The sequence below is a fragment of the Vibrio sp. L85 genome, from assembly GCF_963871815.1.
In the GTDB taxonomy this organism is placed as follows: Bacteria; Pseudomonadota; Gammaproteobacteria; order Enterobacterales; family Vibrionaceae; genus Vibrio; species Vibrio harveyi.
Genome location: NZ_CAWMYL010000243.1, coordinates 243,265 through 263,450, shown reverse-complemented (window position 1 = coordinate 263,450; position 20,186 = coordinate 243,265). Strand labels below are relative to the sequence as shown.

Annotated in this window: 18 protein-coding genes, 3 tRNA genes and 1 other annotated feature; of the genes, 11 read left to right on the top strand and 10 right to left on the bottom strand. The window is 45.5% G+C overall.

Annotation, left to right across the window (positions count from 1 at the left end):
* Positions 1-574: 574 nt before the first annotated feature.
* The 6 genes from AACR11_RS24030 to uvrY form a co-directional block, all read right to left on the bottom strand.
* A tRNA-Gly gene (locus tag AACR11_RS24030) sits at positions 575-650 on the bottom strand.
* A 133-nt stretch (positions 651-783) separates the two neighbouring features.
* Positions 784-859 (bottom strand) — tRNA-Gly (locus AACR11_RS24025).
* A gap of 37 nt (positions 860-896) precedes the next feature.
* Positions 897-970, bottom strand: a tRNA-Cys gene (locus AACR11_RS24020).
* A gap of 400 nt (positions 971-1,370) precedes the next feature.
* Positions 1,371-1,928 (bottom strand): CDP-diacylglycerol--glycerol-3-phosphate 3-phosphatidyltransferase, encoded by a 558-nt coding sequence (pgsA, locus tag AACR11_RS24015; protein ID WP_005445072.1) that lies wholly within the window; start codon positions 1,926-1,928, stop codon positions 1,371-1,373.
* A 46-nt stretch (positions 1,929-1,974) separates the two neighbouring features.
* A complete protein-coding gene (gene uvrC, locus AACR11_RS24010) occupies positions 1,975-3,807 on the bottom strand; it encodes an excinuclease ABC subunit UvrC (RefSeq protein WP_026138235.1) in 1,833 nt (610 codons plus the stop codon).
* 1 nt (position 3,808) lies between these two features.
* Positions 3,809-4,453 (bottom strand): UvrY/SirA/GacA family response regulator transcription factor, encoded by a 645-nt coding sequence (gene uvrY / locus AACR11_RS24005; protein ID WP_005434947.1) that lies wholly within the window; start codon positions 4,451-4,453, stop codon positions 3,809-3,811.
* 431 nt (positions 4,454-4,884) lie between these two features.
* On the opposite strand from uvrY, the gene AACR11_RS24000 reads away from it, so the two are divergent.
* Positions 4,885-7,248, top strand: coding sequence for a DNA polymerase II (locus tag AACR11_RS24000; RefSeq protein WP_029790950.1), 2,364 nt, complete (start codon positions 4,885-4,887; stop codon positions 7,246-7,248).
* Positions 7,249-7,287: 39 nt separating this feature from the next.
* On the opposite strand, the gene AACR11_RS23995 is transcribed toward AACR11_RS24000, so the two are convergent.
* Entirely contained in the window at positions 7,288-8,055 is a 768-nt protein-coding gene (locus AACR11_RS23995) for a nucleotidyltransferase (protein ID WP_029790949.1), read from the bottom strand.
* A 186-nt stretch (positions 8,056-8,241) separates the two neighbouring features.
* Between AACR11_RS23995 and efpL the strand changes: the two genes are divergently transcribed.
* Positions 8,242-8,808 (top strand): elongation factor P-like protein EfpL, encoded by a 567-nt coding sequence (gene efpL / locus AACR11_RS23990; protein ID WP_005445063.1) that lies wholly within the window; start codon positions 8,242-8,244, stop codon positions 8,806-8,808.
* Between the two features lie 2 nt (positions 8,809-8,810).
* On the top strand, positions 8,811-9,131 hold the full coding sequence (locus tag AACR11_RS23985) for an HI1450 family dsDNA-mimic protein (RefSeq protein WP_005431208.1): 321 nt from the start codon (positions 8,811-8,813) through the stop codon (positions 9,129-9,131).
* 180 nt (positions 9,132-9,311) lie between these two features.
* Here the strand turns inward: AACR11_RS23985 and rluB are convergent, their stop codons facing one another.
* On the bottom strand, positions 9,312-10,250 hold the full coding sequence (rluB, locus tag AACR11_RS23980) for a 23S rRNA pseudouridine(2605) synthase RluB (protein WP_005445061.1): 939 nt from the start codon (positions 10,248-10,250) through the stop codon (positions 9,312-9,314).
* A gap of 344 nt (positions 10,251-10,594) precedes the next feature.
* Between rluB and AACR11_RS23975 the strand changes: the two genes are divergently transcribed.
* Positions 10,595-11,305: a calcium-binding protein gene (locus AACR11_RS23975; protein WP_009698409.1), complete on the top strand. Its 711-nt coding sequence runs from the start codon at positions 10,595-10,597 to the stop codon at positions 11,303-11,305.
* A gap of 86 nt (positions 11,306-11,391) precedes the next feature.
* Here AACR11_RS23975 and AACR11_RS23970 read toward each other — a convergent pair whose 3' ends face one another.
* Positions 11,392-12,012, bottom strand: a complete 621-nt coding sequence (locus AACR11_RS23970) for an L-threonylcarbamoyladenylate synthase (RefSeq protein WP_005445057.1) — start codon at positions 12,010-12,012, stop codon at positions 11,392-11,394.
* Positions 12,013-12,073: 61 nt separating this feature from the next.
* On the bottom strand, positions 12,074-12,931 hold the full coding sequence (gene rnm, locus AACR11_RS23965; protein ID WP_029790945.1) for an RNase RNM: 858 nt from the start codon (positions 12,929-12,931) through the stop codon (positions 12,074-12,076).
* Positions 12,932-13,026: 95 nt separating this feature from the next.
* Here rnm and AACR11_RS23960 point away from each other — a divergent pair, with 95 nt between their 5' ends.
* From AACR11_RS23960 to trpA, 7 genes are all read left to right on the top strand, one after another.
* Positions 13,027-13,152: a hypothetical protein gene (locus AACR11_RS23960; protein ID WP_005445052.1), complete on the top strand. Its 126-nt coding sequence runs from the start codon at positions 13,027-13,029 to the stop codon at positions 13,150-13,152.
* Positions 13,099-13,202, top strand: a sequence feature (Trp leader region). It overlaps the preceding gene by 54 nt.
* Positions 13,203-13,328: 126 nt before the next feature.
* Complete coding sequence (locus AACR11_RS23955; protein ID WP_005445049.1) at positions 13,329-14,894, top strand: anthranilate synthase component 1; 1,566 nt, start codon at positions 13,329-13,331, stop codon at positions 14,892-14,894.
* A 16-nt stretch (positions 14,895-14,910) separates the two neighbouring features.
* Positions 14,911-15,519 (top strand): aminodeoxychorismate/anthranilate synthase component II, encoded by a 609-nt coding sequence (locus tag AACR11_RS23950; RefSeq protein WP_029790941.1) that lies wholly within the window; start codon positions 14,911-14,913, stop codon positions 15,517-15,519.
* A gap of 38 nt (positions 15,520-15,557) precedes the next feature.
* Positions 15,558-16,568 carry an anthranilate phosphoribosyltransferase gene (trpD, locus tag AACR11_RS23945; protein ID WP_029790940.1) on the top strand — a complete coding sequence of 337 codons (1,011 nt, stop codon included), beginning with the start codon at positions 15,558-15,560 and terminating at the stop codon, positions 16,566-16,568.
* Between the two features lie 13 nt (positions 16,569-16,581).
* Positions 16,582-18,021, top strand: a complete 1,440-nt coding sequence (gene trpCF / locus AACR11_RS23940; RefSeq protein WP_029790939.1) for a bifunctional indole-3-glycerol-phosphate synthase TrpC/phosphoribosylanthranilate isomerase TrpF — start codon at positions 16,582-16,584, stop codon at positions 18,019-18,021.
* 64 nt (positions 18,022-18,085) lie between these two features.
* A complete protein-coding gene (gene trpB, locus AACR11_RS23935; protein ID WP_005445041.1) occupies positions 18,086-19,276 on the top strand; it encodes a tryptophan synthase subunit beta in 1,191 nt (396 codons plus the stop codon).
* Positions 19,276-20,082 carry a tryptophan synthase subunit alpha gene (trpA, locus tag AACR11_RS23930; protein ID WP_009698413.1) on the top strand — a complete coding sequence of 269 codons (807 nt, stop codon included), beginning with the start codon at positions 19,276-19,278 and terminating at the stop codon, positions 20,080-20,082. Before trpB ends, trpA begins: the two co-directional genes overlap by 1 nt.
* Positions 20,083-20,186: the final 104 nt, after the last annotated feature.

Sequence of the window (20,186 nt, the reverse complement as noted above, 5' to 3'; positions counted from 1 at the left end):
CCGTAATGCACCCGTTTTGTAAAACAGGACATTTCGGCAGTATGAAGCTGATTAGTGTGTGTTTGTTTAAAGGTTTCAATGTTGGGTTTCCCATTAACATGCTGTTTCTTACAGCACTAGTATCCCGTCTATCGACAAATGGCTTTGCCGATACCTACCCTACGTAGTGTCACAATCAGCTTGAATGGTCACTACGCGTATCCCCCAGAGAATCAAAGTCGTAATAATACGCTCCGAGATTGCGCGCGAATTTATCACAAAATAAAATCTTCTGGCAATATCTTTTCACAGGTTGCATATTGACTGAGATCACAATCACAGCAAACGTTTACTGGACTAATTTACCTCAACATTGATGTGCATCGCAGAAGGTCTTCTTAACCTCGACAGAAAAGTAAACGCGTGAAGGTGATTAGTTGAGGCTGTATGTCGTGCGTAGAAAGAGCAAGGAAATTCAGGATAAATAAAGTACGTGGCAGAGGTATCTATGCCAGCATGGAAGGAAAGAAGAAGCTCAGAGAAAAGAAAACAACAGAAATGAAAAAGCCCAGCATAGATGCTGGGCTTTAAAATCTGGAGCGACACACGAGGTTCGAACTCGTGACCTCAACCTTGGCAAGGTTGCGCTCTACCAACTGAGCTAGTGTCGCAGATTTGATCGAGGGATTTTAAATCCCTTGTGTCTACCAATTCCACCACCAGGGCACACAAATATTCTTTGTGATGCCTTTACAGAAAAGTAAAACACCATCTGATACCGCTAATTGCCATATCATTTTAATCTGGAGCGACACACGAGGTTCGAACTCGTGACCTCAACCTTGGCAAGGTTGCGCTCTACCAACTGAGCTAGTGTCGCATTTATTCTCGAAAGTCATTCACTCTCAAAAGAATAATGGAGGCGCCTCCCGGAGTCGAACCGAGGTCCACGGATTTGCAATCCGCTGCATAGCCACTCTGCCAAGGCGCCTCATTTGTGAAGAAAGCTTAACTTTTCTCACCACCCTTTCAAGCTTTGCTCTCTTGGGTACGGGATGCATTCTACGGATTCGAGCGATCGAGTCAACACTATTTTTATTTTTTTAAATCGTTTGACCAGAATTTGTGCGAAAGACGGTAAATTGATTAGTTTTGATACTGAAACCACACCAAATACACTTGTTTATCATGAATATTGGGCTTCTCCACCGCCCTATCTCTTTGGGGGATTTTCTATTTCAAGTGTTGATAATCAAAGCCATAAACTATCGCCAAGTGCTGACAGAACAAAAACAAGACTTAGATCACATAAAATTCACTCATAAAATCGAGATAGAAAAAAAGCAGGCGATAGAGCCTGCTTTTTAAAATGCTATTTGTGATGGATTGTTTTAATGATGTTCTTCATTAAGGAGATCATCTTTCGCCGCAGCTAAGTACTGAACCATTGACCAGTACGTCAGGAAGGTTGCTACATATAAAGCACCAAAGCCAAGCCACACCATCCAATCATCGTAACGCCAAATCAGTACCCATAAAGCGAACATTTGCGATACCGTTTTTACTTTACCAACCCAAGAAACTGCGACGCTGGCTCGTTTCCCGATTTCTGCCATCCATTCACGCAATGCGGAGATAATGATTTCACGCGCTATCATTGTTACAGCTGGGATAGTCACCCAAATGGTGTGGTAATGCTCCGTGATCAAAATCAACGCTGTTGCTACCAGAACCTTATCTGCTACTGGGTCAATGAAAGCGCCAAAACGCGATGTTTGACCTAGCTTACGAGCCAACATGCCGTCGAGCCAATCAGTAAAACCTGCGACCCAGAAAACCATTGCTGCTGCAAACGGTGCCCAAGAGTAAGGTAGATAGAAAACAACCACGAAAACTGGGATTAGGAACAGTCTTAGTAGAGATAGAATGTTCGGGATATTCAAACGCATTTTATTATTCTCTTACACATTGCGGCTTAATGTTGCGGGATTTTCCTTATTGTTTCAATGCTTGGAAAATAATTTCTGCCAAAGAGTGACTAATTCCCGGTACTTTGGCGATTTCTTCGACACTTGCACGCTTTAATTCTTGTAAACCGCCCATGTATTTGAGCAAAGCTTGACGGCGTTTTGGTCCAACCCCTTCAATTCCCTCTAAAGCACTGGTACGACGCGTTTTTCCACGTTTCGCTCTGTGCCCTGCAATGGCATGGTTATGGCTCTCATCTCGGATGTGTTGAATGAGGTGCAATGCTGGTGCATCGCTTGGCAAGTTAAATTCATCACCATCTACGGTAATTAAGGTTTCAAGACCTGGCTTACGGGTTACCCCTTTCGCAATACCGATCATGGTCGGACGCTTAGGCCAATCACCCCAATATTGAGCAATGATTTCGTGCGCTCGATTCAACTGCCCTTTACCACCATCGATAAAGATAATGTCAGGAATCTTCTCTACATCGAGTTGCTTCGAATAACGACGCTCCAATGCTTGTCCCATCGCTGCGTAGTCATCGCCACCAGTAATTCCGGTGATGTTGTAACGACGATACTCTTGCTTAACTGGACCTTCACTGTTGAAAACCACACAAGAGGCAATGGTGCTTTCACCCATAGTATGCGAAATATCGAAACACTCCATTCGAGCAATAGTTTCCATCCCCAAAACTTCCCGCAGCGCTTTGAAGCGTTGGTTAATGGTCATCTTGTGATTAATTTTGGTCGTAATGGCAGTAAGCGCATTGGTATTGGAAAGTTTTAGATAACGACCCCGTGAACCCGTTGGAGAGGTATGGAACTGAACCTTACGACCTGCCACTTCACTTAGAGCTTGTTGGATAGGCTCTATATCGCCACCCAATTCTTGATTCAAAATAATACGAGAAGGAATGGTACGTGCCTCGTTATGGCTCAGATAATACTGAGTAAGGAAGCTATCAAACACTTCTTGTTGACTTGTATTTTGTGGAATCTTTGGGAAATGGCTGCGACTGCCTAGCACCTTACCCTGACGAATCATCAAGATATGGATACAAGCAATACCGTTTTCTTGGGCAAAGCCAAGTACATCCATATCATCCATGCTGTCTTCTGAAACGTACTGTTGTTCTTGTACACGTCTAATCGCTTGGATCTGGTCACGGAATTTGGCCGCGTCTTCAAAACGAAGCTGTTGGCTTGCCACTTCCATCTTTTCAATAAGCTGCTCAAGTACCTGTTTATCTTTACCCTGCAAAAACAAACGAACAAACCCCACCAGCTCGTCGTATTCTTCATCAGAAATAATCGTGCTCACGCACGGACCTGCACAGCGACCAATTTGATACATCAAACATGGACGCGTTCGGTTGGAATACACGGTGTCTTCACACTGTCGAACAGGAAGCGTTTTCTGCAATAAGTGCAAGGTTTCTCGTACTGCGCCCGAATCCGGATACGGTCCAAAGTATTCACCTTTGCGTTTTTTCGCACCACGATGCATAGACAGTCGCGGATGTTTGTGACCGCTGATAAAAATGTACGGGTACGATTTATCGTCACGCAGAAGTACGTTGTATTTCGGTAGATATTGCTTGATATAGTTGTGCTCAAGGATGAGCGCTTCCGTCTCGGTATGGGTCACCGTGACGTCAATCTTGGCAATATTACTGACGAGTGCACGTGTCTTCTCACTGTCGACTTTCTTGCGAAAATAACTGGAGAGACGCTTTTTGAGGTCTTTGGCTTTGCCGACATAAATAACAACAGCCTCGGCGTTGTACATTCTGTAAACGCCGGGCTGATGAGTTACTGTCTTGAGAAAGGAAGCCGAATCGAAGGGTTGATTCACACTAAAGGGTCTCGGTGTCCAGCATTCCGTGGCGGATCGCTAAGTGTGTTAACTCAACGTCACCATTGATGTCCAATTTGCTAAACAGACGGTAGCGGTAGCTGTTGACTGTTTTTGGACTTAAATTCAGTTGTTCAGAAATATCCGTAACTTTCTGCCCTTTGGTGATCATCATCATGATCTGCAGTTCGCGTTCAGATAGGTCTTTGAATGGGTTTTCTGAGGCTGGTGAGAATTGACTCAATGCCATCTGTTGCGCGATCTCAGGCGAGATGTAACGCTGCCCACTGTTAACCACACGAATTGCATTAACCATTTCATCAGGACCTGCACCTTTGGTTAGGTAACCAGAAGCACCCGCCTGCATCACTTTAGTTGGGAACGGATTTTCCGTATGAACGGTTAATACGATGATTTTTACATCAGGATTCACGCGAAGAATCTTTTTAGTGGCTTCCAAGCCGCCAATTCCTGGCATGTTCATATCCATTAAAACGACGTCTGCATGATTACTGCGACACCATTTTACTGCTTCTTCACCGCTGTCAGCTTCTCCTGCTACGTTCATTCCACGGACGTCTTCAATAATACGTCGTATCCCTGTGCGAACCAGCTCGTGATCATCTACAAGGAAAACATTTATCAAACTTGTATCTCCACACTTTTATTGGCTCTGCACCCACATAACTTTGGTCAATGTGGATATCAGTATGAGTGCCTATATACTAACGCATAAGACAAAAAATTGCTTTCTATGAATATGTGCTTAAACGCAAAGTTTGGCAAGAACTTATTCATAAACCACTCTATTATTTGAGTGTGCTCTGTGCAAAGCCGAATTTTAAGACAAGCTAATTAACAACATAAACTCCAATAAATCAAGCAACTAGATTTCACTTTGCTCAGCGAAACGCAATATCACCTATAAATGGTTATTCCATAAGCGGGTTATCTCTGCTTTTGTACTCCCGCAACACGTCCTTTTAACCTGCGAAATACAACCACTCTATTTCACTGGTTATTTTTACAGTTCTTAATGATAGAATACGTGCTTCATTGATTTACAAGGTTTCTCTATTGAATATCCAACAAGGCTTCCTTCTCACTCGACAAGCCCGAGACATCAAAGGTCAAACTCAAATTGAGCTTTGGCTTTCGACCGAGAATGGTCCGACCCAATTGTTGATTCAAGGAGAAAGACCGGTCTTCTTTATCGAGCAAGCACAAATCGAGCAAACCAAGCGATTTGCCACTTCTAAGCAAATTGCTGTCGACATACGCTCGCTTGAGTTAAAGAACTTCCAACTAACTCCTTTAGCCGCGTGTTATACCCAGACCACGAAAGACGCATTCGCTCTACAAGATGAACTGAAGCAAAACGACATCGTCCATTTCGAGGGCGATGTACGACTTGCCGATCGTTATCTGATGGAACGCTTTATCAAAGGCAGTATGGAGTTTACCGGTAACCAACAATCACTAAACGGCTTCCAACGCATTCAAAATGCAAAGTGTCGCACAGGTGAATACCAACCTAAGTTGCATGTGGTCTCTCTAGATTTGGAATGCTCAGAGAAAGGCATTCTCTACTCGATTGGTTTAGATAGCCCTGTTGATTCACGTGTGATTATGATTGGCGAACCGGAACAAGCAGAGACGCCAATTCAATGGGTAAAAGATGAGAAGGCTTTGCTCGATGCTTTAATTGCGTGGTTTAAGAAATTTGACCCAGATGTGATTGTTGGTTGGAACGTTATCGACTTCGATTTCCGTCTGCTGCATAAGCGCGCAGAGTGGCATAACATGAAGCTGATATTAGGTCGTGCAGACCAGCCAAGTTTCTTCCGCAGCTCAGCACAAAGCCAACAGGGCTTTATCTCTATTCCTGGTCGTGTTGTGCTGGATGGTATCGATACGCTCAAAACCGCGACCTACCATTTCCGTTCTTGGTCACTTGAGTCTGTTTCACAAGAACTCCTTGGCGAAGGTAAAGAAATTCATAACGTGCATGACAGAATGGATGAAATCAATCGCATGTACCGTTCAGACAAGCCGTCTCTCGCCAAATACAACTTGCAAGATTGTGTGTTGGTTAACAAGATTTTTGACCACACTCACCTACTCGACTTCGCGATAGAACGCTCCCGCCTAACAGGTGTGGAATTAGACCGCGTTGGGGGGTCAGTGGCCGCATTTACCAATTTGTATCTGCCTCAAATCCACCGAGCAGGCTATGTTGCCCCAAATCTGCATCCAGAAAACTGGATCGCCAGCCCAGGGGGCTATGTGATGGACTCTATCCCGAACCTTTACGATTCCGTATTGGTGCTCGATTTTAAGAGTCTTTACCCCTCTATTATTCGCTCATTCTTGATTGACCCTATGGGTTTGGTCGAGGGCTTACAGCTTGAAATCGGCAAAGCAGAAGATGAAGCGGTACCGGGATTTCGTGGTGGTCAGTTCCATCGCTCGAAACACTTTCTACCCGAGATGATCGAAGAGCTCTGGGCAGCCCGCGACGTCGCAAAGAAGAACAATGAGAAAGCCTTCTCGCAAGCTATCAAAATCATCATGAACTCTTTCTATGGCGTGCTTGGTTCTTCCGGTTGTCGTTTCTTTGATACCCGCCTTGCTTCAAGCATCACCATGCGTGGGCACGAAATTATGAAGCAAACCAAGGTGCTGATCGAAGCCAAAGGCTATCAAGTGATTTATGGCGATACCGATTCAACTTTTGTGTCGTTAAATGGCCCGTATAGCCAAGCAGATGCCGATAAGATTGGTATTGAACTGGTCGAATACATTAATCAATGGTGGGGTGATCACCTTTGCGATGAATACAATCTCAATTCGATTCTTGAGCTAGAATACGAAACCCATTATCGCAAGTTCTTGATGCCGACCATTCGAGGCGCAGAAACTGGCTCAAAGAAACGCTACGCTGGTCTAATTGGTGAAGGTGAAAAAGAACGTATCATCTTTAAAGGGTTAGAGAGCGCACGCACCGACTGGACACCGCTGGCGCAGCGTTTCCAAAACACCTTGTACCAAATGATTTTCCATGGTGAAGATCCGAGTGATTACGTACGAGAGATGGTTGAAAAAACCAATAGTGGCGAGTTTGATGATCAATTGGTTTATCAAAAGCGCTTACGTCGCAAGCTGCACGAATACCAAAAGAACATTCCGCCACAAGTACGCGCTGCGCGCTTAGCCGATGACATCAATGCTAAATTAGGCAGACCACTGCAGTATCAAAACCGTGGTCGAATTGAATATGTGATCACTGTTAACGGACCAGAACCGCATGAGTACCGTAATAGCCCTATCGACTATCAGCATTATATTGATAAACAGCTAAAACCGATCGCGGACGCTATTTTGCCGTTCATTGGCACAGACTTCGAGCAGTTATCTGCACCACAGATGGGGCTGTTCTAAATCAGATTCGAAATTGGAAAGGCGCTAACGCTGTTGGCGTTAACCAATGCGGAATTCGGTTTTCTGATATTGCTTTACTAACCAATCGCCAAAACCGTCCAATAACCCAACCACAGAGCGTTTAGGGATAGGACGTCCAGAGAGCAGAATACCAAGGCGTTCTATCTCAAGTTGCTTTTCTGGGTGATACTGCAAAAACACTTCGCCACATTTAAGCGGGTCGTCAAACCAACGTTTATCACGATACATGATTAAAGAATACGAAGCGCGAAGCAGTTTCTTGGCGATAACAACTTGAGCACTGACCAGCTCTTCAACACTTTGTGCTTGTACAATCTTGGTACGATACACCGATAGCCAATCTTCCACATCCATGTTCCAGTGCTTGGCAATCTCCCAACTTGGTACATAATCACCAAAGCAATCTGCCAGATCATCACCATAAACACACACACAGCAATGCTTGAGCATAAAACCCCAAGTAAAAATGCTATCGAGATTGGCTACTTCATTGACCAACGCCGTGCGAATCGACACCCCTTTCACGTGAGGATACCCTTGCTGTGCTCGCCATTTGATGGTGTTTAGTAACGTGGCGCGGTTGTTTTCAAAGTCCGCCTTTGTCACAACCACCATATCAAGATTCGATCTACCTGCGACCGCAGACTTACGGGCCACGCTACCGTAGACGTAAACACTGTGCAAGTTTGCGCCAAGCCCACCTTTTAGGCATGCGAGAACTTCTCTGAGCAGAGGTTCGAATTCAGGTTGGAAAGGATGTTTTGGATCGATAATAGGGAGAGACATTGAAGAAAACGCGATCTCAAGCTTTTAACGGACGAAGGGCTATATGATCCACCAGCATTACGTTTGGATCAAGCCTATTCATCTCCTTATTAATGTTCAAATTACTGAGTGGAATTTTAATGCCAGACAAAGAACTTAGCGCTATAATCACCAAGTTTTGCTTAATAAGTGTAATAGGAAAATACAATGCCAAAGGCAAGTGAAATCAAAAAAGGCTTCGCAATCGAGTCTAATGGTAAAACTCTTCTAGTTAAAGACATCGAAGTAACGACTCCTGGCGGTCGTGGCGGCGCTAAAATCTACAAAATGCGTTGTACAGATCTGAACACTGGTGCTCGTGTAGACGAGCGTTACAAGTCTGATGATGTTGTTGAAACAGTAGAAATGAACAAACGTGCAGTTGTGTACTCATACGCTGACGGCGATGAGCACATCTTCATGGACAACGAAGACTACTCACAATACACATTCAAGCACAATGAAGTTGAAGACGACATGCTGTTCATCAACGAAGACACACAAGGTATCCACATTATCCTTGTGAACGGTGCTGCTGTGGGTATCGAACTACCATCTTCTGTTGAGCTAGTGATTGAAGAAACTGACCCTTCAATCAAAGGTGCTTCTGCATCTGCACGTACTAAACCAGCACGCTTTGCTTCAGGTCTTGTAATCCAAGTTCCTGAATACATCGCAACTGGTGACCGTGTTATCATTAACACGACTGAACGTAAATACATGAGCCGAGCATAAGCATGTCTGATTTGATTTCTTACGACGACGTTATCGACGCTGCGTACGACATCTTCCTTGAGATGGCTCCAGATAACCTAGAGCCCGCTGATGTCATTCTGTTTACTGCGCAATTTGAAGATCGTGGTGCCGCAGAACTTGTTGAAACTGGTGATGACTGGGTTGAACACGTAGGCTTCGATATCGACAAAGAAGTGTATGCAGAAGTTCGAATCGGCTTAGTAAACGAGGAAAATGACGTGCTTGATGACGTTTTTGCTCGTATGCTAATCAGTCGAGACCCAGAACATAAGTTCTGTCATATGCTTTGGAAACGTGACTAACGCTTTCCCTATCATGATCAAAAACACCAGCCTCATGCTGGTGTTTTTTTATGTTTATTAATTGCACAAGCATGATTGAAAGACATGAAAGCTCATAAGCTCGAAAGGCTCGATAAGAAAAAGGCTCGATAAGAAAAAGGCTTGCCGATTTGGCAAGCCTTTCTGATTTTCTGCTATCGATTAACGATGCTTGTTACGTGCACCTTGGTCACCTGCAGTCTTCTTCGGCTTACGACGAGAAGGATTGTTGCTGCGACCTTTTGGTGTGTTAACACGCTCTTCGTGACGCTTAACTGCGCGACGGATTTTTTGGCTACGAGCACGTTCACGCTTACGTGATGTGTTGTCTTTGTTCAGATCAAGCATGGTTTCTTTCTCTGGACGAAGTTCTACAAGCTCACGCAGGTAGTTCACTTCTTTCAGGTCAAGTTCCATCCAACCACCACGAGGTAGTTTCTTGTCTAGGAAGATATCACCGTAACGAACACGTTTTAGACGGCTAACCGTACATTCTTGAGATTCCCACAAACGACGAACCTCACGGTTACGACCTTCGTTAATTACTACGTAGAACGTGTGGTTCATACCTTCACCACCCGCGTGTACTACGTCTTCAAAACGAGCCATACCATCTTCAAGTTCTACACCACTTACTAGGTTACGAACTTTTTTCTCGTTCACTTCACCAAACACACGCACTAGGTATTCACGCTCAACCTGACGGCTTGGGTGCATTAGGCGGTTTGCCAATTCACCATCAGTTGTGAAAAGCAGTAGGCCAGATGTGTTCGCATCAAGACGACCAACTGAAATCCAACGAGAGCCACGAATTTTTGGCAGACGATCGAAAACAGTGCGACGACCTTCAGGGTCGTGACGAGTACATAGTTCACCTTCTGGCTTGTAGTAAGCCAATACACGACAGATCACTTCTTCTTGTGCCTTTGCAGACACAATGTGACCATCGATACGAACTACGCTGTTCTCATCTTCTAGTCTTTCACCAAGTTTAGCTACGATTCCGTTCACGCTAACGCGACCAGATTTAATTAACGATTCGATCTCACGACGAGAACCGTGTCCAGCACGTGCTAATACTTTTTGTAACTTTTCGCTCATTTATCTACCTATGTGTCGTCTTCACAGACGTCGAGACCAGAATTGGTCTTCATTGTGCAAGTTACCCAACCTATTGGGATTTTTTCGGTCGGACATTATACGAGATTCTACGACTTAATGTAAGCGAAATCGTCGACATTGGCGTAGCAAAATATCGGCCATAAACTCACACTTCCCTCATCAATTTGTCCAACTTAGTACCAGACAAAGACCATCGAGAACCGCACTATTATAGGTCGCCTTTCACCTCTAAAAACCTGACCTACCTGATAAAATTATCAGAGTGGTAACAAAGAAAACCCAATAGCTTGCTAGCTCCCTCAAACAAAACAAAGGAATAATAAATGTCTCATACAAATCTTGACCTGAATTGGATATTTGGTACGGCAGCAGATGACGACCTAACGGGCACATTAGGTTCGAACACGACCGATATTTTTGTTGGCTTCGGCGGCGATGATAAGTTTGTTGGTTACGGCGGTAATGACTATGTCTATGGGGGTCGTGGTGACGATCACCTGTTAGGTGGCCGAGGTAATGATCTCATCTCAGGTGGCTCTGGTGATGATTTTCTGTCTGGCGGTCTAGGCAACGACCTGTTGTTTGGTGGTTGCGGCGACGATACGATTTTTGACTACTCAGGTAACAACTTCATCAACGCTGGTTGGGGCGATGATACCGTCGTGGTCGGTGACGGTCATTCGGTGATCGCTGGAGGTTGCGGTGATGACACTTTCGTAATGACCAATCGCCTTGCCATCGGTGTGCCAGACCAACCCGTCTCATCAAACGACATTGAAGTAAAAGCAGAAATTCTCGACTTTAATATTTGCCACGACAAGTTGGTCTTTGATATGGGTCTAGACACCAATGACGACGGCATTCGCGATACATTCTTGGATTCCGCCGACGATCTGACTCTGTCTTACAATGATTTCGGTTGGGCTGTATTCTCAAGCGATCAGTTCAATGTTGAAGTCACACTAAAAGGCATTGATGCGGGATACATGAACTACGTCGAACACCACGGCATTGATATCTTCGATTTCGCATAAGCTAAATGCTCAGCGATAGGCTTTATTAAAAATAAAAAGGGAGGCTTCTGTGCCTCCCTTTCTTATTTCATTACCAATAGAGCGAACTATTCAAATGGTGCAGGATCGCCCGAACCAACACGTGCTACAACAGCATCGCCTTCACTGAAATCAATCACTGTCGTTGGTTGCTCACCAAGATAACCGCCATTAAGGATCACATCTACCGCATGCTCAAGCTTATCGCGGATGTCTTCAGGATCTGACTCAGTAACATCACTACCCGGTAAGATCAGCGACGTCGACATCATTGGCTCGCCTAACGCTTCAAGCAGATCAAGTGCGATACGGTTATCTGGAACACGGATACCAATGGTCTTACGTTTCGCGTTCATCAAACGACGCGGCACTTCTTTTGTGCCTTTGAAGATAAAAGTGTAAGGACCAGGTGTGTTATTTTTCAGAAGTCGGAATGCGGCGTTATCAACACGCGCATACAGAGATAACTCCGACAAATCACGACATAACAAAGTAAAGTTATGCTTGTCATCCAGACGACGAATCTGACAGATGCGTTCTAACGCCTGCTTGTTCTCCAATTGACAGCCTAGTGCATAACCGGAATCGGTCGGATACACCACAACACCGCCGTTACGAATGATTGCTACTGCTTGATTGATCAAGCGAGCCTGTGGGTTTTCTGGATGAACGTAAAAAAACTGGCTCATTGTAATTCCTCATTATCGAACCTCTCGGCTCTATATTTTTTTATGGAGTCTAGACTCCGTCTTATTCAGCGCTTTCTAGAGAAGGGTCAATTCCCCAATCTTTCCAAACTGGCTCTACGCCCAAAGGTAACCAAAGGTTTCTTCCCAACTCCATCCACGGTGATGGATAGTGAAAATCACTGCCTTGAGACGCTAATAGTTTGTATTGTATAGCATAATCTGCCAAGTTGCGTCTTTCTTGTTGCGCTTGTTGGGGTTGCGCCACTTCCATAGCGTCTCCACCAGCATCAACAAACGCGGCTAATAAGCGTTTTACCCACTTTGCCGTCAGTTGGTAACGCCCCGGATGCGCGAGTACCGCTTGACCACCCGCGGCATGAATAGCATCTACCGCATCTTTCATTGAACACCAGTTTGGTGGGACATAACCCGGATTGGTGCGCGTCAGAAACTTCTTAAACACCATCTGCATGGTCTTGGCGTAACCGTTGTCGACCAACCACTTAGCAAAGTGCGCACGGGTAATAGGCGCATTACCAGCTATTTGCTGCACTTCTTCCAGCACACCTTCACGGGTCGCCTTCTGTAAACGTTCCGCAATAAGCTCTGCACGTGTAACGCGATGCTTTTTTTGTTGCTCGATTAACTCAACCAACGCTGGGCTGTCCGGGTCAATATTTAACCCAACAATATGAATATCTTTATTCTGCCAAACCGTGGAAATCTCGATACCGTTGATGATTTTTATCGGAAGATTATTTTCTTCAACGTATTGCTTGGCCGGAGCTAAGCCGTCAACCGTATCATGATCCGTGATCGCCAAAACCTCGATATCAAAACTCAATGCCCTGTCTACTAGATCATGTGGTGCAAAGCGACCATCTGATGCAGTGGTGTGGCTGTGTAAATCAATTCTCATTTTTTTGTCGTTTTAATGCTGTTTTGGGGTTGACTTTTTATCTCTGCACTAGTTAACTAGTACACAAATACGAAGTACCTAATTTAAGGCTCACCATGTTACAAGAATTTAACCAAAACCAGGAAGCGAAAGTTGCAGATCGTCTTAATAAGATGAATTCTGTTGATCTAGCTTGGTGGCGCACTTGGACAAGTTCTTGGTGGGCGAACGTGTACTTCTAGTTTAACGAATGAAATGTCACAAAGCCCGCTACTTCAGCGGGCTTTTTGTTTTGCCGTCTACCTCACAGTTAACTGCTCAAACATTCATCGGATATGACCAAAACTAGATTGGGTGAACGTTTGCTTTATGCGACTATGTACGGCAGGAAGATATAAAACAGCTATAAGGAGGTCTTGTGAACAAGGCCATTGAAATTAAGAAACTTGGACAGCTTGAAGTACTGACGGCTTCCGTCCCTTATACTCAAGACCCGACTCGCTTGTTCCACACATTATGTGAGAACAAAACTGACAGTCTGTTGCTGGAATCTGCTGAGATCGATTCAAAGCAAGATTTGAAGTCGCTGTTGATTGTTGATTCAGCCGTACGCATCGTTTGTTACGGTCACACTGTCAAGATGCAAGCGTTGACCAATAACGGTAAGAACCTACTAACTCACTTAAACCAAAACATCCGTGGTGATGTCGAGAGTGAGCTCGATGGCGAAACACTGACTTTAGATTTCACCCACCCGTGCGACACGCTAGATGAAGACTCTCGACTGCGTGAAGCCTCTTCATTTGATGCGCTGCGTTTGGTTCAGCACAGCTTCGATATCTCGGACCAAGACAAACACGCGATTTTCCTTGGTGGTTTGTTTGCCTACGATTTGGTCGCTAACTTCGAACCACTGGGCAATGCAGAAGCCACGAACCAATGCCCAGATTACGTTTTCTACGTCGCCGAAACACTGCTGGTTGTGGACCACCAAACAGAATCTTGTCAGCTGCAAGCAACTTTATTTGTTGATGATTCAGAAAAAACAGCGCTAGAAACTCGCATCTCAGAAATCAGTGCGCAATGCGCAGCACCAAAACTACTGCCGAGTGCAGAGCAAATCGCGGATGTGACAGTTAGACCAAGCGTGTCTGACGATGACTTCTGCCAAATCGTTCGTGACCTAAAAGAGTTCGTCGTAAAAGGGGATGTATTCCAAGTCGTACCGTCTCGCCGATTTACGCTACCTTGCCCTTCTCCATTGACAGCTTATAAAGAGCTAAAACAGAGCAACCCAAGCCCTTACATGTTCTACATGCAAGACGAGCTGTTCACTCTATTCGGAGCATCACCAGAGAGTGCGCTCAAGTACGAAACAGACACTAACCAAATTGAAATCTACCCAATCGCAGGGACTCGCCGCCGTGGCAAACGTCCAAACGGTGATATCGATTTTGACTTGGATAGCCGTATCGAACTCGAATTGCGCACTGACATGAAAGAAAACGCTGAGCACATGATGCTAGTCGACTTAGCACGAAATGACGTCGCACGTATTGCTCAAGCTGGAACTCGTCACGTCGCAGACTTACTCAAAGTCGACCGCTACAGCCACGTAATGCACTTGGTATCTCGTGTCGTTGGTCAACTACGTAACGATCTAGACGCCCTGCACGCTTACCAAGCTTGTATGAACATGGGCACGCTGACTGGCGCACCAAAGATTCGTGCAATGCAGTTGATTCGTGATGTAGAGGGCGCACGCCGCGGTAGCTACGGAGGCGCAGTAGGTTACCTTACCGGCGAAGGTACATTAGATACTTGTATCGTTATCCGCTCAGCTTATGTTGAGAACGGCATTGCTCAAGTTCAAGCAGGCGCAGGTGTGGTGTTTGATTCTGATCCACAAGCAGAAGCAGACGAAACACGCGGGAAAGCCCAAGCGGTAATTTCTGCTATTCAAGCAGCACATAAGTCACAATAAGGAATAGGGTTCAGAGATGGCTAATATCATTTTTATCGATAACTTTGACTCGTTCACCTACAACCTTGTGGATCAGTTCCGCTCGCTAGGTCACTCAGTCAAGATTTACCGAAACAACATTCCAGCAAAAACCATTGAACAAGCAGTGAATGAGCTTGAGAACCCTGTAGTACTGCTATCGCCAGGTCCTGGTGCGCCGTCTGAAGCAGGCTCAATGCCAGAGCTAATTCAATTGCTGAAAGGCAAAGTTCCTATGATTGGTATTTGTCTTGGTCACCAAGCAATTGTTGAAGCTTACGGCGGTACCGTTGCTGGTGCAGGCGAAATCATTCACGGTAAGGTCTCTATGATGGAGCACCAAAACCATGCGATTTACCAAAACCTACCATCACCACTTGCAATTGCACGTTACCACTCGTTAGTTGCAACCAAGGTTCCTGAGAGCCTAACCATCACAGCAGAAGTGGATGATTTGGTCATGTCTGTTGTACATGAAGAAGATAAAGTTTGCGGGTTCCAGTTCCACCCGGAATCTATTATGACGACCTACGGAGCGACACTGTTGGCCAATGCCATTGAATGGGCACTCGAAGCACAAACTTCAGTGAATCCCCTCACTGCTTAAAAAAGCGCTTGGCACATAAGAAATTTAGGAGAGGAAATATGGAAGCAATCATCAACCCTATTATTACCAAGTTGTACGAGCAAGAGTCACTGACTCAGGAAGAGAGCCAACAACTGTTCGACATCATCATCCGTGGTGAACTCGATCCGATTTTGATGGCATCAGCACTGACTGCACTAAAAATCAAAGGCGAAACACCGGATGAAATTGCGGGTGCGGCAAAAGCACTGCTGGCAAACGCAAACCCATTTCCTCGCCCAGATTACGATTTCGCAGATATCGTAGGTACTGGTGGAGACGGTCACAACACCATCAATATTTCAACCACCGCGGCATTTGTTGCTGCAGCATGTGGTCTAAAAGTGGCAAAGCACGGCAACCGCAGCGTTTCAAGCAAATCGGGTTCTTCTGACCTTCTTGATTCATTTGGTATCAACCTAGCCATGAGCGCAGAAGATACGCGCAAAGCGGTCGACAATATCGGTGTTGCTTTCCTATTTGCACCTCAATACCACGGTGGTGTGCGCCATGCGATGCCTGTGCGTCAAACTATGAAAACACGCACCATCTTTAACATTCTTGGTCCGCTGATTAACCCAGCTCGTCCAAACATCGAATTGATGGGTGTTTACAGTGAAGAACTGGTTCGTCCTATCGCGGAAACCATGCTACAAATGGGTATGAAGCGCGCCGCAGTGGTACACGGAAGTGGTTTGGACGAAGTCGCGATTCATGGCGAAACAACGGTTGCAGAAATCAAAGACGGCAAGATCACTGAGTACACGCTAACACCAGCAGACTTCGGTCTAGAAGCGCACCCGTTAGAAGCAATCAAAGGTGGCGATCCTGAAGAAAACAAGGCGATCATTACCAATATCCTGACGGGTAAAGGTACAGACGCACAATTGGGTGCAGTGGCGGTGAACGTTGCTCTGCTAATGCGTCTATTCGGTCACGAAGATTTAAAAGCCAACACGCAACAAGCGATTGAGGCAATGAATTCAGGCAAGGCGTACCAATTGGTACAACAACTTGCCGCACACGCTTAAGGAATTGAAGAACATGACTGACTTCAACACTCAGCAAGCTGACAACCTGTCTGAACACGTTTCTAAAAAAGAAGCAGAAATGGCAGAAGTACTGGCGAAAATTGTCCGCGACAAATATCAATGGGTAGCAGACCGTAAGGTGTCTCAACCGCTAAGCACATTTCAGTCTGATTTGCTGCCATCGGACCGCAGCTTCTACGATGCTCTGAGTGGCGAAAAGACGGCATTCATCACCGAATGTAAGAAAGCATCTCCTTCTAAAGGTTTGATTCGTGATCACTTCGACTTGGATTACATTGCATCGGTTTATAACAACCATGCTGATGCCATTTCGGTATTAACAGACGAAAAGTACTTCCAAGGTAACTTTGACTTTCTTCCTCAAGTGCGTGGTCAAGTCAAACAACCCGTTCTGTGCAAAGACTTTATGGTAGATGCCTACCAAGTTTACCTAGCGCGTCATTACAGCGCCGATGCCGTATTGCTGATGCTTTCAGTCCTGAATGACGAAGAGTACAAAGCGCTAGAAGAAGCGGCACACAGTTTAAACATGGGTATTCTGACTGAAGTTAGCAACGAAGAAGAGCTTCATCGCGCGGTTAAGTTAGGAGCGCGTGTTATCGGAATCAATAATCGTAACTTGCGCGACCTAAGTACTGATTTGAATCGTACTAAAGAACTGGCACCAACAATTCGCGAATTAGCACCGAACGCAACCGTGATTTCAGAGTCTGGCATTTATACGCATCAACAAGTTCGTGATTTAGTGGAATACGCAGACGGGTTCTTGATTGGTAGCTCGCTGATGGCAGAAGACAACCTAGAGCTTGCGGTTCGTAAAGTGACGTTGGGTGAAAACAAGGTGTGTGGCTTAACTCATCCTGATGATGCAGCAAAGGCATACCAAGCTGGCTCAGTGTTTGGCGGTCTAATTTTTGTTGAAAAGTCAAAGCGTGCTGTGGATCTGGAAAGTGCTCGTCTAACGATGAGTGGCGCACCTCTTCATTATGTAGGTGTATTCCAAAACCACGACATCGACTTTGTAGCTTCAATGGTGACCTCTCTGGGGTTAAAAGCAGTCCAACTGCACGGTCAAGAAGATCAAGCTTACGTCAACCAACTCAAAGCAGAGCTGCCATCAGGTGTTGAAATCTGGAAAGCTTACGGCGTTACTGATGCCAAGCCAGAACTGCTTGTAGATAACATAGACCGCCACCTTTTGGATGCTCAAGTTGGCACTCAAACAGGCGGAACAGGTCACGTGTTTGATTGGTCACTGATCGGCGACCCAAGTCAAATTATGCTGGCTGGCGGGTTGTCGCCAGAGAATGCAAGACAAGCAGCAAATTTGGGCTGCTTGGGACTAGATTTAAATTCTGGTGTAGAAAGCGCACCAGGTAAGAAAGATTCACAGAAGTTGCTCGCGGCATTCAATGCAATTCGCAACTACTAAAGCTGTTTGTAGCTAAAAATTTAAAGCTATTCGTAGCGAAAAAAATACGAGAAGGAATATCACGATGGCAAAACTGAATGCCTACTTTGGCGAATACGGCGGTCAGTACGTTCCGCAAATTCTAGTTCCAGCCTTAGAGCAACTAGAGCAAGCGTTTATCGACGCACAAGAAGATCCAGAATTCCGCAGTGAATTCATGACGCTTCTTCAAGAGTATGCGGGGCGTCCAACAGCTCTGACTCTAACTCGTAACCTAACTAAAGGTACGAAAACCAAACTGTACCTCAAGCGTGAAGATCTACTTCATGGTGGCGCACACAAAACTAACCAAGTGTTAGGTCAAGCGCTGCTTGCGAAACGCATGGGTAAAAACGAAATCATCGCAGAAACCGGCGCAGGTCAACACGGCGTAGCAACTGCACTAGCGTGTGCGCTACTTGGTCTGAAATGTCGTGTTTACATGGGTGCAAAAGACGTTGAACGTCAAAGCCCGAACGTATTCCGTATGAAACTCATGGGTGCTGAAGTAATTCCGGTTCACTCAGGTTCAGCAACACTTAAAGACGCATGTAACGAAGCGCTACGTGACTGGTCTGCAACTTACGAAGACGCGCACTACTTACTAGGTACAGCTGCAGGTCCTCACCCATTCCCAACGATCGTTCGTGATTTCCAGAGAATGATTGGTGAAGAAACGAAGAATCAGATTTTGGCACGTGAAGGTCGTCTTCCTGACGCCGTTATCGCGTGTGTCGGTGGCGGCTCAAACGCGATTGGTATGTTTGCTGACTTTATCGAAGAAGAAAGCGTTCGCCTAATTGGTGTAGAACCTGCGGGTAAAGGCATCGATACAGACCAACATGGTGCACCACTTAAGCACGGTAAAACGGGTATCTTCTTTGGTATGAAAGCACCTTTGATGCAAGATCCAAACGGTCAGGTAGAAGAGTCTTACTCTGTTTCTGCGGGTCTAGACTTCCCATCTGTAGGTCCACAGCATGCGCATCTCAACGCTATTGGTCGTGCCGAATATGACAACGTCACCGATGATGAAGCACTAGAAGCATTTCAAGAAATTGCGCGTCATGAAGGTATTATTCCTGCTCTCGAATCTTCTCATGCACTGGCACACGCCCTGCGTATGGCTCGAGAGAACCCAGAAAAAGAGCAATTGTTAGTTGTAAACCTATCAGGTCGTGGTGATAAAGATATCTTCACTGTGCACGCCATCCTAGAAGAAAAAGGAGCGATCTAATGAGCCGTTATGCAAAGATGTTTGAGCGCCTAAACGAGAAAAACCAAGGCGCGTTTGTACCGTTCGTAACGGTTTGCGATCCAAACGCTGAACAGTCCTACCAAATCATGGAAACGCTCGTGGAGTCCGGTGCAGATGCTTTAGAGCTGGGTATCCCATTCTCTGATCCACTGGCAGATGGTCCGACAATTCAAGGGGCGAACATTCGTGCTCTAGAATCTGGTGCTACGCCTGATATCTGCTTCGAGCAAATTGGTAAGATCCGAGCGAAATACCCCGAGCTACCAATTGGTCTTCTGATGTACGCAAACCTTGTTTACTCACGTGGTATCGAGAACTTCTATGAGCGTTGTGCAAAAGCGGGCATCGATTCTGTTCTGATTGCAGACGTACCAACCAACGAAAGTGCAGAGTTTGTCGCAGCCGCTGAGAAGTTTGGTATTCACCCAATCTTTATCGCGCCACCTACAGCCAGCGACGAAACGCTTAAGCAAGTATCAGAGCTTGGCGGTGGGTATACTTATCTACTCTCTCGTGCCGGCGTTACTGGTGCAGAAACCAAAGCAAACATGCCAGTTGGTCATATGCTAGATAAGCTGAACCAATTCAATGCGCCACCAGCGTTACTCGGTTTTGGTATCTCAGAGCCAGCTCAAGTAAAAGAAGCACTAGAATCAGGTGCTGCAGGTGCTATCTCTGGTTCGGCTGTTGTGAAGATCATTGAAGCAAACGTAGAGCAACCGCAAACCATGCTCAACAAGCTTGGCGAGTTTGTATCAGCAATGAAAGCTGCAACACAAAAATAACGTATTACTGATTTGTGGAATATGAGATCGATTCCTTATTAACCATTCGGAATCGATCTTTTTTTTAACATCCATTCTCTAAATTCTCCTCTTCCTTACCATCT